Below are 15,285 nucleotides of genomic sequence, written 5' to 3'. Positions count from 1 at the left end.
GAGGTTCACTCACAAATAATAATTATACTAGATTTTCCAGCAAATAGCAAGAATAAATTTCGCTTTTCCTTGAATGATTTGCTAAAGCATTTTATTAACTAGACAAAGCACATAAGCTGGTGATTTATTGCACCTGCTCGGCTCCTTCTTTTAAGCGACCGTAGAGCAGATAGGGAACGGATGTTAATTCTTGAAGGTTGCGACAGGACAGGGCGCACATCAGCAGACGTAAATCTTCTTTCCAGCCATTTACAATAGCAATGACCTCTTCGACTGGATATTTTTCGACCAAGTCTAACATAGTCCGAGAAAGGCCGACTGCTTTAGCACCAAGGACCAAGGCTTTAACCATGTCTAGAGGATGGCGAATGCCACCGCTTGCCAGCAACTCCACCTTGTCCACCCAATCTTGCGCTGCCAGTAAAGCCTGAGCTGTGGTCTGCCCCCAACCGTTGAGGTAGTCTCGCTGACCGCTCCGCTGATTTTCAATATAGGCAAAGCTCGTTCCACCACGACCAGAAATATCAAAGGTTGAAATCCCTAGTGCCTGAGCTTCCTCAATCGTTTTCCGATCCATGCCAAAGCCTACTTCCTTGAGGACAAGGGGGACTGGAAAATCTTTTCCATAGGCTTCCAAATGCTGCTTCCAAGTTCTGAAAGTCCGCTCTCCCTCAGGCATTAGCAATTCCTGCATAACATTAATATGTAGCTGGAGAAACAAAGGTTTCAAATCCGACACCGCCTGCAAGCCTGCTGCTACTGGTTTGTCAAGTCCGATATTGCTGGCCAAGAGTAGACTAGGCTTATCCTTTGCCACAGCATAAGAATCATCATCTGGATTTTTCAGAGCAGCACTGTAGGAACCTGTCACAAAGAGGATGCCGCAGGCCTCCGCCACTTTAGCCAGTTTTTCATTGATTTCTCGCCCTTTTGGACTTCCACCTGTCATAGCATTGATATAAAAGGGAAAATCCCAGTCACGCCCGGCGAAATGAGTGGATAAGTCAATCTCGTCCAAATCATATGCTGGCAAAGAGCGATGAATCAATTCTATATCATCAAAGCTATTGTAGCCAAGGGGCTGTTCTAGGGCGTAGTTGATATGATCATCTTTACGACTTTGGCTCATGAGCACCTATCCTTTCTTGGTAGAGTAATTCCAGACCAGCTTCTTTCCAGCGTTGGATCAAGGTTTGGCTATCTTCGGTAGCAAAAGACAGGGCGAAGCCACAGTCTCCACCGCCAGCTCCACTGCTTTTAGCGACACAATCTAAGCCCTGACTCGCCTCTCTTAAGTCCTGTAATTTCTCCGTGTAAATCAGCGGACTGAGCCTGTCTAATAACTGACTGACAGTCAATAAACTATTTTTTACAGCTGTCTTATCAGCCGACAAAAAAGCTTCTTTCAGACCGTCCACCTGAAGCTGGGTTTGAGTCAAGAAGTCCTCGTTTAAACTCGACTTAACCTGCTTGACAAGGTCACTCGAAATAGCCGGTTCTCTCGTCCAACCAACTAAGAAATCACAGCCCAAACTAGGCTGAATTGGTTTGATTTCATAGCCCCAATCTTGATCTAAAATTTCTAATAGACTTGTGTCGACCAATCGCTGGCGGATTGCCATCCGATCAAAAGATCGGTAATAAACCAGTTGTTCATAAGCAATGCAGGCCAGATCTCCCATGGAGCCATTATCCCCCCGCTTGAGAAGCACTACCGCAGCTAGTCTAAAGAGGAGCTCAGAGCTTAGTTTCAGTTGATAAAAGGTAGCCATAGCCTTGATCGTCAAGACAACCACGCTGCCACTGGAACCCAGCCCAAACTTGCGCCCGCCTTTCTCCATTTTTCCTCTGACAGTCAGAGCAAATGGGCGCAATGGGCGTTGCAGCAAGCTGAGATAATCGTTCATCAACTGAATGGTCTCTTGAATCAAGCCATAGTCCGCGTCTGGCGATAGACTGGCTTTGTGGCTAAAGAGATCCGAATCCAACTCATAACTATCCGCTGACTCAATCTCTGCCCGCATATAGATGGAAACATTCTTAATCAAGGCCGCATGACCAGGGCTCAGAACAGCGTATTCTCCGGCTAGATAGAGCTTTCCGCAGGTCTGGACTTGCATCTTAGTTGTCATCAGGCAATTCCTTCGTTTTGGAGACAATCAGACGGTACTGATCCGCAAAGAGGGGCACCAAGTCTTCCAAGTCCTCTTCAAGACAGAGAACCTTGACATTAGGACCAGCGTCCATGGTGAAATAGCAACGATACCCCTGGTCCCGGAGCTGGCGAACAAAATCCATTGCAGCATAGCTTTCCTCCGTCAGATAAGTAAATGGAGGCGTGGCTGTCTCTGTCGTTGCATGCATCCGCAGGGCATTCTCCTCGGTCAACTGCCCAACTTTCTCAAAATCATTATCCTTTAAGTAGGCCAGCATATCCTGATAATCCTGAGCCGACTGGTCAATCCAAGCTTGAAAATTTTTGGACGTTTCGGCACAGAGCTGCATGCCAAGTCGACTAGAAATCGGCTTTTTCTCATCATGAAGCACCAACATAATCATGGCTAGCTTAAGGTCGGTTTGCACAGGATAAATTGCTCCGCTATCCTTGTCCCATGCTGCCAAAGGACCAAAAAAGGAGCGAGCCGAAGAACCTGAAGCAAACTTGGCCAACTGGGCCAGCTCCTCGGTACTGTAATGAGTTTTAAAATAAGCATCACAAGCCTTGACCAAGGCAGATAAGCCGCTGGAACTAGAGGATAAACCTGCAGCTGTCGGCATATTGTTACTGGTATCAATCCGAACCCAATCACTTGGCTCCGTCCGAAAGCGATCAATAATCCGACTGACTTTAGCATGCTCTTCTGGGCTTTGCAATTGCCCATCAATATAAAATTCATCGCCAGCAGCCTCAGCCGAAAGCGGACTTAACTGGGTTTGGGTGTACATATTCTCTAAAGTCAAGGAAATACTGCTAGTGGAAGGAATCATCCGCTCAGCATCTGCCTTTCCCCAATACTTGACAATAGCAATATTGGCGTAAGACTTGACTCTTACAGGCTTTCTATCCATATATTGCTGGCTCCTTTCTCTCTCAAAAGACGGGCTAGGTCTTCCGCCTCTTTCTTTTCTTTTATTAGCACAATCACGCAGCCACCTAGGCCACCACCACTCATTTTGGCTCCGAGAGCTCCATTTTCAAGTGCCAGCTCGACCAAGTCATCAGATAGCTGGCAGGAAACTCCCAACTGAGCTAGTTTCCCGTGAGCCCTAGTCATGGCCTGTCCCATAGTTAGCAAATCCTTGAGCTGGATCGCCTTCTCAACGATTTTTGTCAGATTTCCCAGCTCCTGTAAGAGGGACAGAGCCTCCTGACCCAAGCGTTCCACCTTTTTGATGGCTTCCCGCGTGTGTCCGTGAATGCCCGTATCCGCAATCAGCAGATAAGCGCTCAAATCTAACTCAATCTCTGAAAATCCGACATTACGAATAAACTTGATGGCTACATCACTAAGGCAGGTCTTGGCATCTAGACCGCTAGGATTCATATGAGCAATCATCTCTGCTCGATTGGCCAGAATTTCCAGACTCTCATGATCCAAGGCCTCTTCGAAGTAGTCAAAAACCGCACGAATAGCTGCAATGCTGACAGCTGCAGACGAACCCATGCCTCGTTTTTCTGGCACCATGGAATTCACCTGACAACGAATCTGAGCACCTTGCTTCCCCAAGTGCTCCAGACAGGCAAAAACAGCCATGGACAAGGTATCTTCCTCATAGAGAGTCCAAGGCTTCTCAGAAGGAAATACCTGACAAGTCACTTCGATATTATTGAGAGGCAAAGCCAAGGCTGGATAGCCATAGACCACCGAATGCTCCCCCATCAGAATAATCTTGCTATGTGCCTTGCCGACACCCTTCTCTTTTGTCATACTTTCTCTCTATTTCTTCCTTCTATCTTCTATATTTTAATATACTTTTGGAAAAAAAGCGATCTTTTCCTATCTTGACTGACAAAGTCACGTTAAGCAGTCAAAAACTCCAAGCAAAAGCCGGAGTTCTATCCTATTTCATCATCAGTGACGGGCCTTTAGCCTCGGTAGGGAGGATGCTACCACTCTTTTCTGATTAAATCCATCAGTTCATTGCGGTCTAAAATCCACTGGGCACGTTCATCCTTTTCATAGGTGCGATTGGACAGAAAGATTGCGGCTTTCTGTTCCGCCCGATTGTACATGATAAAAGTACCCGTATAGCCAGTATGATCCAGCCATTCCCCTTCCAAATTCCAAGCTAGACTGCGTGTCTTGCCAGGCTCTAGAGCATAGTTTTGGCTCAATTTCTCTGCAAATTCATCCCGCAAATAATGCTCTAAAAAGATCTGCAAATCCTCAAGTCTTGAAAAAAGTCCAGCACTACCGGCATGATGGCCTAGGACACGCGCTTTGGGATCATGAACCACTCCCGCTTTCACGCCACGAACAGTCGGCACCGCAGAAGCTACTGGCCCAAAGCTAGTGTTCTTCATCGCCCACGGCTTAAAAATCTTGTATTCAAATAAGCGGTCCAAAGCTTCCCCGTACAGCTCCTCCAGCATAAAGCCCAGCAGGAGAAAATTAACATCTGTATAATGGAAGGCTTTGTCATCCAGCACTGTCAAGCTATTGAGGGCCGCCTTTAATTCTTGAGCATTGAGCCTATCCCGATTAAGAATAAAGGGATCTAGCCCAGAGGTATGGGTCAACAACTGGCGCAGAGTCACCCGATCATCATGAAAGGCTGGATAGTATTGTCGCAAAGGCGCATCGATATCCAAGTCACCAGTCTGAAGCAAAAATGCCACCAAGGTCCCTACACCAACCACCTTGCTGACGCTGGCCAGATCATAAACCAGACCAGCTCGCGTTACTGATTGATTGGCCGGGTCTGCTAAGCCCAGATAAAAACTCTGCCAGTGTCCATCACGATAAAGAGACAAACTAGCCCCAGGATAAAGCCCTGCAGCAAGCTGCTGATCGATCTTTTCTAAAATCCGCTGGGTCATAGTTGCTCAAACCATAGTTCAATATTACTTTGGTCTTGGCTGACCAAGAATTTTTTAGATTTAGGGACAAAAAATTCCTGTGTTGCAAAAATCGATGACAATTTTTCCACATCAAAGTCTGCCACCAAACATTTGAGCATAGCTAAATCCCAAGTTTTCGTATTATCAGCCTGCAAATCGTCTCCTTGGGCTTCCTGCACATCTAGGAAATCCAAGACATTGCTCACTGGTTGATAGAAAGCCTTGACAGCCTGTAAATCCGGGACACGAAGCTCAATCTTTTCCACATCAAATTGACTCAAGCCGATAAAGTCGTCCTGCACTTCAAATGCAGGAGTTTCTTGGACTGGTTGTAAGCTGCTCAGATCCTCTTCTGCATGGAGCAGGATGTGATCGCCTTCTGGGGAAATCGCTTCAAAAGCATAACCTTTCTCCCCACGATATAAACTATCAACTTCAATCCCTCGAGCCAACAAAGCCTCAATTTCTGACGCTTGTGCCACCTTGATCACTAAGCGAGCCAATTTTTTTGCCCCTTTAACTCGACGAGAGCGCATGCTTGGAGATTCTTCTAAGATCAATCTTTCTGTTTTGGTTTGATCGCCCAAAGACAACTGGGCTCCTTCTTCTAATAGGGATTTCATCCCTAGCGTTTTACTATAGAAATCTTGATTTAGGTTCCGATTATTTACTTTTATTACTGGAACAATTCTTGCAACATGATTCACACTCATAACTTCCTCCAAACTATTTTATTGTAATAAATTTTCATTTTTTTGACAAGAAATTATGCGCAAACCAACAATTTTCAGAACATTTCCACTATCCTAATCTAACAGACCAAAAATATAAACCAAATCGCATTTTTCTATTAGTCAGAAACCAACAAAAAAAGACCGAGATTTTTCTCAGTCTTTTGATAAATATTATCCGTAAATCGCTTTAAACAAAGCTACTGCTGCAATACCAGCCGCAATTGGTGCCACAACCGGTACCCAAGAATACCACCATTTTGAATCGCCCTTGTGTTCACCAAGGATTGATTTTGGCAAGATAAAGTGCAAGATACGAGGTCCGAGGTCACGGGCTGGGTTAAGACCTGGTCCAGTAGGACCTCCAAGTGAAGTTACCAAAGCCATGACAAGGAAACCAAGCGCCAAGTGAGCGACAGCAGATGAACCATTTGTTGCTTGTGCAAATGTATTGTGAATCAGACTTTGAACATCTGATTCTGCTACTTTTTGACCTGCTTGAGCTGCTTGAAGAGCTTGTTGTTGTACATTCTTCTCGATAAGAACCTTCAGTTCCGCACCGAAGTGAAGTTTAGTCAAGCCCATCGCTGCAAAGAAAAGAACAAAGGAACCAACAAACTCATTGATAAAGCCATTGATTGTTGCTGCTTTACGAGATTCAGGTGTTCCGTGATCTAGACTTGAAATGGTTGAGAAAGTACCCAAGATATTGTTTGGATTTTCTGTTTTCAAGTAGTAAGGGCGGTGTGTCGCTACGACCAAAGCCTGTCCGAAGATAGCACCCAAAACTTGAGCAAGAATGTAAGGTGCTACATGCGCCCATGGGAAGTAACCACTAATCGCAAGTGCTAAAGTGAAGGCAGGGTTGATGTGGTTACCTGAGGTATTTCCAAACATCAAAGCTGGAATCATAACCCCCATACCGTAACCAACAGCAATGACCAACCAGCCACTTTGATGACCTTTAGTTCCTTTTAATTCAACATTGGCAACAGCACCATTCCCCAAAATGATAAGGATAGCTGTTCCTAAAAATTCCGTGGCATATTTAATAGCCCAACTGAAATCCATCTAATTTCTCCTTTTAAATTTTTTAGACAATCTATATTTTATCAAGTATAATGGATAATGTAAAGGTCATTTTAAATAAAAACCAGAAAAAGAGGGAAAAATATGCGCTTTAATCAGTATAGTTATCGCAAGACAAATCCAGACACTATGCGCCAAGAATTAGCCGAGTTGGGCTTCATCTATGAGCCGCACCTTTCTGACAAAGACAATATCCAAAGCTTCCTACGACGCTGTTTCTTTCTCTATCAGGATACTGACTACTTGCTTCGAGCTTGGGCAGCTGATAGCGAAACTGACCTATTGACCTTCTTCGAGTCAGACCGTGAACTGACAGCTGAGGTCTTCTACATGACTGCCTTTCAGCTATTGGATTTTGTGCCTTTTGTTGATTTCACCGATCTTGAGAAATTCCGAACAGAAAGCAACTTCCCTATCGTTTATGGCGATCTGCTAGAAAACCTCTACCAGTTGCTCAACACTCGAACAAAAAATGGCAATTTGCTGGTTGATAAGCTGGTCAGCGAGGGATTGATTCCCGAGGACAATACCCACCACTACTTCAACGGTAAGAGCCTGGCAACCTTTTCCAGCCATGATGCCATTCGTGAGGTAGTTTATGTAGAAAGCCGAGTTGATACTGATGGAGACGGCCAGCCAGATCTAGTCAAGGTTAGCATTATCCGTCCTCGTTACCAAGGGAAAATCCCCGCTGTCATGACCGCTTCTCCTTATCATCAGGGAACCAATGATCCGGCCAGCGACAAGGCTCTCCATAATATGAATGTGGACTTAGTAAAAAAAGAGCCACATCAAATCACAGTACAAGATCCCGAGCTTAAATTGCTCCAACTGGATTCGCTAGCTCCTGTCCAAGAAGTCTCTGAAGCCGAGGAAAAATTAGGCCATATCGGCACCTACACACTCAACGACTACTTGCTACCCCGCGGCTTTGCCAATCTCTATGTGTCTGGCGTGGGAACTAAAGACTCTGAAGGACTGATGACCAGCGGCGACTATCAGCAGATCGAGGCTTATAAGAACGTTATTGATTGGCTCAATGGCCACTGTCGAGCCTTCACCGACCACACTCGCCAACGGGAAATCAAGGCCACTTGGTCCAACGGAAAAGTGGCTACGACCGGTATCTCCTATCTGGGCACCATGTCCAACGGGCTGGCAACGACTGGAGTAGATGGACTGGAAGTCATCATCGCCGAAGCAGGGATTTCTTCTTGGTACAACTACTACCGCGAAAACGGTCTCGTCACTAGTCCTGGTGGCTACCCAGGAGAGGACTTTGAATCCCTGACCGAACTGACCTACTCCCGCAACATGAGGGCTGGTGACTACCTGCACAACAACGACGCTTATCAGCAAAGCCTAGAGCAACAGCGCAAAGACCTAGACCGGCAAACCGGAGATTACAATCAATTTTGGCATGACCGCAACTACCTGCTCCATGCAGATAAGGTCAAGGCCGAAGTCGTCTTCACCCATGGCTCTCAAGACTGGAATGTCAAGCCCCTCCATGTTTATAATATGTTCCGAGCTCTGCCAGCTCACATCAAAAAGCACCTCTTTTTCCATAACGGTGCCCATGTTTACATGAACAACTGGCAGTCCATCGACTTCCGCGAAGCCATGAATGCCCTCCTCAGCAAGAAACTGCTAGGCCATGCTTCAGACTTCGAACTGCCACCAGTCATCTGGCAGGACAACAGCCAAGCTCAAAGCTGGCTAACTCTGGAAGACTTTGGTGGACAGAAGAACTACGCTCATTTCCAACTAGGTGAAGGCGCTCAAGAGATTCAAAACCAGTATTCAGAAGAAGATTATAACCGCTTTGCCAAAAACTACCAAAGCTTTAAAAACGAGCTCTTTGACGGCAAGGTCAACCAGATTAATCTGGATTGGACTTTGGAAGACGACCTCTTCCTCAACGGGGCCACCCAGCTCAAACTGCGCCTTAAATCCAGCACGGACAAGGGGCTGATTTCTGCCCAACTACTGGACTTTGGACCAGCTAAACGCCTCACTCCGATTCCGACACCACTTGAGCCTCGAGTCATGGACAATGGCCGCTACTATATGCTGGACAATCTACTTGAACTACCTTTTGCTGAAACGCCACACCGTGTCATTACCAAAGGTTTCCTCAACCTGCAAAATCGGACAGATTTGCTGACGGTCGAAGAAGTTACTCCTGACCAATGGATGGAATGTAGCTTTGAGCTGCAACCAACCATCTACAAGATGAAAAAAGGCGACCAACTCCGCCTCGTCCTCTACACCACTGACTTCGAACACACCGTCCGTGATAAGACCGATTATCAGCTGACGGTAGATCTAGAGCAGTCTAGTCTAGACTTGCCAACCATGGCATCACTTTCATAAAACCTAAAAGACGCTGAAATTCAGCGCCTTTTTCTTTTATTGTAGATTGAAATATTTTTCTGCATATTTTTTATAATCTGGCTTTTCCTTGCGGTTCATAGCAAAGAGCATACTGCCTGTGAGATAATCCTCGTCTGAATCAGGAATTAGCATAATAGCAACATTTTTATCTTTCTCAGGAAAGACGATAGAAAATATTTTGCCATTATCTTTCCGAGTCAGGCCATAATAACTCACCCCATTTTTAAAACCAACAGCATTTTGAGTATACTTATACTCTTCTTCGTTGATAATGATGGTTTTCTCCTTTATTTCAATGGTCATTTGTTCTCCTCTAACATCCTGAACATTCCATTTCCCCTGAATTTTAGGGCTACCACTACAGCCGATTAGGATGAAGAGGGATGAGAGCACTACCAACAGCAAAGCTTTTATCTTCTTATTTTTCAAGTTGTCTTCTCCTTGGGATATAGATTCATGACCATTCTACTATAAAGACTAAATCTTTGTCAAACCTTCTAGAAATGTTCTTCTTGCCACTTTTCTAAAAAATGATATAATTAAAGAGTGAAGATTACCAAGGGGCTCAGCCCTTGCGAGAGAAAGGAAAGAAAATCTTATGATGAATATGCAAAACATGATGAAGCAAGCCCAAAAACTTAAAAAAGAAATGGACATTGCTCAAGCAGAATTAGCCGCAACTGAATTTGTTGGAAAATCTAGCCAAGATTTAGTTGTAGCAACTCTTACTGGTGATAAAAAGGTTGTCAAAATTGACTTTCAGCCTGCTATCGTAGATCCAGAAGATACAGAAACTCTGTCTGATCTGACTAGCCAAGCTATCAATGCTGCTATCGATCAAATCAACGAAGTAGCTAAGCAAAAACTCAGCGCTTTCCAAAGTGGACTTTCTTTCTAATTCTGTTAAGCCCCTATAAAAATCAACTCCCAAAAGATGATATATTCATTCTTTTGGGAGTTTTTTTGCGCAAAAATTGGAGAAAAGATCTCTGCATTTTCTCCAATATAAATCTTCTTAATGTCTAAAATGTCTCACTCCTGTGAAGACCATGGTCAAGCCATATTTGTCAGCGGCTTCGATGGATTCTTGGTCACGGACAGAGCCACCCGGCTGAATGATGGCCTTAATTCCTGCTTTGGCAATTTCTTCCACGTTGTCTGCAAATGGGAAGAAGGCATCAGAAGCAAGTACAGCGCCATCAAGGCGGTCTTTGGCTTGATCAATCGCGATGCGGACTGAGACCACAACTATTGGACGGCTCATTAGGAGTTTATCATTTGTAAACTAATAGAGATTTTTTAGCTTGAGGATTCTAATATTTCATTCAATATTGTAAATACTGATGTTCCAACTTCATTAATGAGTTTATGGTTTTCAAATTGATATAACTTTAAGTTTCCAATTCCTTTGTCTATATTCTCTATGAAATATTTAACATCATAACTTCGCTTCTTAAAAGAGGTGCCTATTTCTTGCTTCAAACATTGATTCAAAATACGCTCCATCAAAGTTTTCCCCTGCTCCTTTTTATTTTCCAATATATCATCCTTTGAAATATCTGAAACATCATAGATATGCAGTAATAAGAAGAACTCAAAGCAAGGATTAGAGATTCCCAAAATAAAGTTGTTTTCTTCAGATAAATTTATTGCATTTTGATATTGCTCTTCACTAAAACTATTCACATCCCTATCGATTATAATACAGATTTTATCATAAGTTGAATCATAAGTTGTAATTGTTGCCAACGCATATAACTGATTTTGAATATTTTCTTTTTCAGATATTAAATCTGGATATTTTTTGATTAGTTTGGGAATTTTATTCGCAATATTTAGTAAAGTCTGGCTATTACAGCCATCAACAATTTGCTTGAAATAACTTTCAAAGTTAGATTTATCTTTTTCATTAATCTTAGTCGCTTGAAAAATAAATTCTCTTATATCATCTACTACTTGGAATTGATTCGATCTTCCTGAATGCTCTTTCCATCTATTTAATACTTTGATTTGAATGTTTTTCTTTACTTTTTCAGATTTTGATAATTCCTCAAAATACCTTTGTTCAGTCTCGACACCTTCGGTAAATATAATAAATATCCTTCTTGGTTCACGAATTCCAGAATTTCCCCTTACTTGAAACGGTTGTTTCCCAGCCAACCTCATACTTCCTGTACTTTTATACCCTGTCATATCTTTATCTCCCCTCTTCGACCAAGGAAGTGAATAAATTCTGTAATCTAGGTACCGCCCCATATCTACCATCTAAATATGCATTTGCAATATTTTTATCAAATCTCTCTTTAAATTCTTCTAAACTATACAAAGATGTATTACCTTCTTCATTTTTCTCAACAAACCAAATCTCATCTCTTCGAAGAACACTGAAATCTAGCAACATATCCTCATGTGTCGTAACAATAAGTTGATTATTTCCTTTTTTAGTTCTAAATGATTTAATAAAATTATATGTTAAAAGTGGATGCAAACTTCTATCTATCTCATCAATAACAAATACTTTATCTTTATTATTAAACAATACAGAAAACAATTCTACAAGTCTTACCGTACCATCTGATTCTTCAAACAAACTATATAATGTTCCATTCTTATGTTTAAACTTCAACTCTGAAAAGGACATACTATTATCTCTATCGACTGTTATAATAAAAATATGAGTAGGCGTTTTAAGAATAGTTGATATTTCTCCTTGTTTATTTTTTCGTTGTGCGACCGAACTAATTATTTGTTCTTGTATACGACTTTGTATTTTTGCTGGAATTCCTTCTAAGTTTTCGACAGGTATTGGTACAAGATCAACTACTCCAGTGTCATTCATATCCAGATAAGTTCCTAAATCCATTTTGTACACTTCATCTTGTAAAGTGACACTAGGAATTGACCCCCTTGCTTCATCATCAATCTGAAGAACCTCTAATGTCTCGCTAAACCATTCAAAAATACTATCAAATATTCGAAAATCTTCATTTATAGTTATAGCTTTTTTCCCGTCTTGTAAAGCATTCAGAAACAACTGATTCTCATCCTGTATATTATCCTCAATATAAATATATAATCTTTGTTTATCTTCTTGACTAATATCAATAAAGTCATCATTAATGCTAAATTCTTGTAATTCTCTATTTACAGTATAGATAAGTGTTTCTTCATCAGTAACATCATAAAGCCATTCTTTTACAAACTTTCTTTCTGATAAAATTACCGAAAAACCATAACTATAAGTTCTGTTTCCCACTACAATCTCAAATTCAAACCGACTTTCTTTCCTCTTATTATCAGGTTTGTTTTTATTAAAACTACTTGTAAATACCAGTTTGTCCTGAAATCCATTCACGATTAAAAATCTAGCATACAAAAGTGCTTTTATAAAACTTGATTTCCCAGAAGCATTTGCCCCATATATAGCAGATATTTTTAATAGCTTTTTATGATTACTTAAATTAATAAGGCTATCTTGAAGTCCTTTTGTTCTACCTGGGACCATAGAAAATTCAACTAATTCATTAATTGAAAGAAAATTATCAAATCTAAAATTTACCAACATAATTATAACTCCTTACGTGATTAATTCACTTCCTATTCTCTATTATACCGTATTTTACTGTAACCGTACAGTTTTTTCTAAATAATCCGTGATTTTTTCACTCATTTTAAAAACATCCATTTTAAGGATGTTTTTAAAATATTTCAATGTCTAAAATGTCTTACGCCTGTGAAGACCATGGTCAAGCCATATTTGTCCGCAGCTTCGATAGACTCTTGGTCACGAACCGAGCCACCAGGCTGGATGATAGCCTTGATACCCGCTTTAGCGATTTCTTCCACGTTATCTGCAAATGGGAAGAAGGCATCGGAAGCAAGAACAGCGCCATCAAGGCGGTCCTTAGCTTGGTCAATGGCGATACGAACAGAAGCTACACGGTTAGTTTGACCTGGACCTACCCCAAGTGTCATGTGGTCATTGGTCACGATGATTCCGTTTGATTTGACGTACTTGATAGCTTTCCAAGCAAACTCAAGAGCAGTCGCCTCTGTCTCCGTTGGTTGGCGTTTGGTCACCACTTGCCAGTCAGCCGGCCTTTCTTTGACCACGTCTTGATTTTGCACCAGAAGTCCACCTACTACACCTGTGTATTCTGCCTCTACCTCACTAGCATCTTGAGCATCAAATTGCAAGGCAAGAATCCGCAAGTTTTTCTTTTTGTTGGTCAAAATGGCTAGCGCTTCATCCGTATAGCTCGGTGCGATGATGATTTCAAGGAAGACACCGTGCATCTTCTCAGCTGTTGCAGCATCCACCTCACGGTTGAGGACGACAATTCCACCAAAGATAGACACTGGATCAGACTCATAAGCATAATCCCAAGCAGTCTCGATGTCATCTGCTTGACCAATACCGCATGGATTCATGTGTTTGAGGGCCACAACGGTTGGACGATCTTTGAAATCACGGATAATACGAATCGCCGCATCAGCGTCGCGGATGTTATTGAAGGACAATTCTTTCCCGTTGAGCTGTTTCGCTGAAGCAATCGAATAGTCAGTCGGCAAAGCTTTTTGGTAGAAGTCCGCATCCTGTTGAGGATTTTCCCCATAACGCATAGCTTGTTTGAGGTCATAGGTCAAAGTGAGCTTTTCTGGTTTACTTTCGCCCACTTGAGCTGTGAAGTATTCCGCAATCAAGGCATCATAGGCCGCTGTGTGACGGAAAACCTTGGCTGCCAAACGTTGGCGAGTTTCGTAAGTCGTTTCACCATTGGCTGACAACTCGTCCAAAACCACAGCGTAGTCAGTAGGATCCACCACAACCGTTACACTGGCATGGTTTTTAGCTGCTGAACGAAGCATAGATGGCCCGCCGATATCGATATTCTCCACCGCATCAGCGTATGTCACATCTGATTTGAGAATCGTTTCCTTGAATGGATAAAGGTTGACCACTACAAGGTCAATAAGCTCAATATTATTATCTTTAGCCGCCTCTAAATGGCTATCGAGATCACGACGAGCCAAGAGGCCACCGTGGATATTTGGGTGAAGGGTCTTGACACGGCCGTCCATCATTTCTGGGAAACCAGTCACATCATCGATCGCAATGGTCTCCACCCCAGCATTATCAAGGGCAACCTTAGTCCCACCTGTCGAGATAATCTCCCAACCAAGTTTTTTAAGTTCTTGGGCAAATTCAACAATGCCCGCTTTGTCTGAGACGCTGATTAAGGCGCGTTTTGTCATGTTTTTTCCTTTCATTGTATCAAGAGGTGCTTTCACATCATTTAAACCAAAGACTGGCGACTATAATCTGTAAGCTGATCTCCAAGTCCTTGCAACAATTTCCTGACCTCCAGCTTACTTGTTTCACTTTCATAAATACTTCGCAGTTCGGCGTCTGTCGCACCAATTAAGGTTACAAATTCCACTTTTCCATGCGGAGTATCTAGAGGCTTGGCTAAATCATCAGCAGCAGTCAAGAACCCTGTCAAATTAGATTTCTGTTGAGCATCAATTCCTACCGTTTGCTTGGTATAAATGTATTCTTCTGGCAAAACCACTTTACCTGTTTGAAAAATATATCTTGCCACATACTGTAGCAAACCACAGCCATTTTTAATTTCTTCTTCGTCATTATTTGATTTCTTTAACTTAAACGTTAATTCAATCCCATAACCACTGTATTCAGGATCTTCGCTTTCTTTGGTATATAATTCTGACAAACCATAACTCACAAAATGCCAAAAATCTCCTGCATCGTAAACACTGATGCCATCAAGTGGATCTGGACCGCCTAGCATATACTTGATAACTGTTACATAATGAAGAGGACTGGGCTGATCAGGGTATAAACGATTAAATTCTGCCTCAATCGCTTCCCATCCTGGAGCGCTATCATCTGTATTTTCAACTTTAATAACAATCTTGTCTTCATCTTTAGTTGACTTCTCTTCATCAGAAGATTTCTTCTTAAAAAAATCAAACAACCCCATA

Annotated in this window: 14 protein-coding genes and 1 pseudogene; 2 read left to right on the top strand and 13 right to left on the bottom strand. The window is 42.4% G+C overall.

What is annotated here, in order from left to right; all coding sequences use genetic code 11:
• Nucleotides 1-124: 124 nt before the first annotated feature.
• The 7 genes from fni to gla form a co-directional block, all read right to left on the bottom strand.
• Complete coding sequence (gene fni / locus HBA50_RS01635) at nt 125-1,129, bottom strand: type 2 isopentenyl-diphosphate Delta-isomerase (protein WP_045500570.1); 1,005 nt, start codon at nt 1,127-1,129, stop codon at nt 125-127.
• On the bottom strand, nt 1,113-2,132 hold the full coding sequence (locus HBA50_RS01630) for a phosphomevalonate kinase (protein ID WP_045500567.1): 1,020 nt from the start codon (nt 2,130-2,132) through the stop codon (nt 1,113-1,115). The genes fni and HBA50_RS01630 overlap by 17 nt, the downstream gene beginning before the upstream one ends.
• Nucleotides 2,122-3,069 carry a diphosphomevalonate decarboxylase gene (gene mvaD / locus HBA50_RS01625; protein WP_045500564.1) on the bottom strand — a complete coding sequence of 316 codons (948 nt, stop codon included), beginning with the start codon at nt 3,067-3,069 and terminating at the stop codon, nt 2,122-2,124. Before mvaD ends, HBA50_RS01630 begins: the two co-directional genes overlap by 11 nt.
• On the bottom strand, nt 3,051-3,929 hold the full coding sequence (gene mvk, locus HBA50_RS01620; protein ID WP_045500562.1) for a mevalonate kinase: 879 nt from the start codon (nt 3,927-3,929) through the stop codon (nt 3,051-3,053). Before mvk ends, mvaD begins: the two co-directional genes overlap by 19 nt.
• Before the next feature lie 179 nt (nt 3,930-4,108).
• On the bottom strand, nt 4,109-5,041 hold the full coding sequence (locus HBA50_RS01615; protein ID WP_045500558.1) for a serine hydrolase domain-containing protein: 933 nt from the start codon (nt 5,039-5,041) through the stop codon (nt 4,109-4,111).
• Nucleotides 5,038-5,775, bottom strand: coding sequence for a CppA N-terminal domain-containing protein (locus HBA50_RS01610; RefSeq protein WP_045500555.1), 738 nt, complete (start codon nt 5,773-5,775; stop codon nt 5,038-5,040). The genes HBA50_RS01615 and HBA50_RS01610 overlap by 4 nt, the downstream gene beginning before the upstream one ends.
• 192 nt (nt 5,776-5,967) lie before the next feature.
• The gene (gla, locus tag HBA50_RS01605; protein WP_045500550.1) at nt 5,968-6,864 is read right to left on the bottom strand and encodes an aquaglyceroporin Gla; all 897 of its coding nucleotides are present in this window, start codon (nt 6,862-6,864) and stop codon (nt 5,968-5,970) included.
• Between the two features lie 102 nt (nt 6,865-6,966).
• Here gla and HBA50_RS01600 point away from each other — a divergent pair, with 102 nt between their 5' ends.
• The gene (locus HBA50_RS01600; protein ID WP_045500547.1) at nt 6,967-9,258 is read left to right on the top strand and encodes a Xaa-Pro dipeptidyl-peptidase; all 2,292 of its coding nucleotides are present in this window, start codon (nt 6,967-6,969) and stop codon (nt 9,256-9,258) included.
• Between the two features lie 36 nt (nt 9,259-9,294).
• Here HBA50_RS01600 and HBA50_RS01595 read toward each other — a convergent pair whose 3' ends face one another.
• Entirely contained in the window at nt 9,295-9,708 is a 414-nt protein-coding gene (locus HBA50_RS01595; protein ID WP_045500546.1) for a hypothetical protein, read from the bottom strand.
• 169 nt (nt 9,709-9,877) lie between these two features.
• Here HBA50_RS01595 and HBA50_RS01590 point away from each other — a divergent pair, with 169 nt between their 5' ends.
• Nucleotides 9,878-10,177 (top strand): YbaB/EbfC family nucleoid-associated protein, encoded by a 300-nt coding sequence (locus HBA50_RS01590; protein WP_045500544.1) that lies wholly within the window; start codon nt 9,878-9,880, stop codon nt 10,175-10,177.
• 117 nt (nt 10,178-10,294) lie between these two features.
• Here HBA50_RS01590 and HBA50_RS01585 read toward each other — a convergent pair.
• The 5 genes and pseudogenes from HBA50_RS01585 to HBA50_RS01565 form a co-directional block, all read right to left on the bottom strand.
• Nucleotides 10,295-10,525, bottom strand: a pseudogene (locus HBA50_RS01585) (IMP cyclohydrolase); the annotation flags it as partial.
• A 53-nt stretch (nt 10,526-10,578) separates the two neighbouring features.
• The gene (locus HBA50_RS01580; RefSeq protein ID WP_045500538.1) at nt 10,579-11,472 is read right to left on the bottom strand and encodes an RloB family protein; all 894 of its coding nucleotides are present in this window, start codon (nt 11,470-11,472) and stop codon (nt 10,579-10,581) included.
• A 4-nt stretch (nt 11,473-11,476) separates the two neighbouring features.
• Nucleotides 11,477-12,844: an AAA family ATPase gene (locus HBA50_RS01575; RefSeq protein ID WP_045500535.1), complete on the bottom strand. Its 1,368-nt coding sequence runs from the start codon at nt 12,842-12,844 to the stop codon at nt 11,477-11,479.
• Between the two features lie 143 nt (nt 12,845-12,987).
• On the bottom strand, nt 12,988-14,535 hold the full coding sequence (gene purH / locus HBA50_RS01570; RefSeq protein WP_045500532.1) for a bifunctional phosphoribosylaminoimidazolecarboxamide formyltransferase/IMP cyclohydrolase: 1,548 nt from the start codon (nt 14,533-14,535) through the stop codon (nt 12,988-12,990).
• Nucleotides 14,536-14,576: 41 nt separating this feature from the next.
• Nucleotides 14,577-15,284, bottom strand: a complete 708-nt coding sequence (locus HBA50_RS01565; protein ID WP_045500529.1) for a suppressor of fused domain protein — start codon at nt 15,282-15,284, stop codon at nt 14,577-14,579.
• Nucleotide 15,285: the final 1 nt, after the last annotated feature.

The sequence above is a fragment of the Streptococcus cristatus ATCC 51100 genome (genome assembly GCF_011612585.1).
Lineage (GTDB): Bacteria > Bacillota > Bacilli > Lactobacillales > Streptococcaceae > Streptococcus > Streptococcus cristatus_H.
The sequence above is the reverse complement of the archived record's forward strand: the minus strand, read 5'-3'. Positions and strand labels throughout refer to the sequence as shown.

Coding starts and splice junctions, on each gene's coding strand:
- fni (WP_045500570.1), bottom strand. CDS start 1,129: ATGAGCCAAAGTCGTAAAGATGATCATATCAACTACGCCCTAGAACAG.
- HBA50_RS01630 (WP_045500567.1), bottom strand. CDS start 2,132: ATGACAACTAAGATGCAAGTCCAGACCTGCGGAAAGCTCTATCTAGCC.
- mvaD (WP_045500564.1), bottom strand. CDS start 3,069: ATGGATAGAAAGCCTGTAAGAGTCAAGTCTTACGCCAATATTGCTATT.
- mvk (WP_045500562.1), bottom strand. CDS start 3,929: ATGACAAAAGAGAAGGGTGTCGGCAAGGCACATAGCAAGATTATTCTG.
- HBA50_RS01615 (WP_045500558.1), bottom strand. CDS start 5,041: ATGACCCAGCGGATTTTAGAAAAGATCGATCAGCAGCTTGCTGCAGGG.
- HBA50_RS01610 (WP_045500555.1), bottom strand. CDS start 5,775: ATGAGTGTGAATCATGTTGCAAGAATTGTTCCAGTAATAAAAGTAAAT.
- gla (WP_045500550.1), bottom strand. CDS start 6,864: ATGGATTTCAGTTGGGCTATTAAATATGCCACGGAATTTTTAGGAACA.
- HBA50_RS01600 (WP_045500547.1), top strand. CDS start 6,967: ATGCGCTTTAATCAGTATAGTTATCGCAAGACAAATCCAGACACTATG.
- HBA50_RS01590 (WP_045500544.1), top strand. CDS start 9,878: ATGATGAATATGCAAAACATGATGAAGCAAGCCCAAAAACTTAAAAAA.
- HBA50_RS01580 (WP_045500538.1), bottom strand. CDS start 11,472: ATGACAGGGTATAAAAGTACAGGAAGTATGAGGTTGGCTGGGAAACAA.
- HBA50_RS01575 (WP_045500535.1), bottom strand. CDS start 12,844: ATGTTGGTAAATTTTAGATTTGATAATTTTCTTTCAATTAATGAATTA.
- purH (WP_045500532.1), bottom strand. CDS start 14,535: ATGACAAAACGCGCCTTAATCAGCGTCTCAGACAAAGCGGGCATTGTT.
- HBA50_RS01565 (WP_045500529.1), bottom strand. CDS start 15,284: ATGGGGTTGTTTGATTTTTTTAAGAAGAAATCTTCTGATGAAGAGAAG.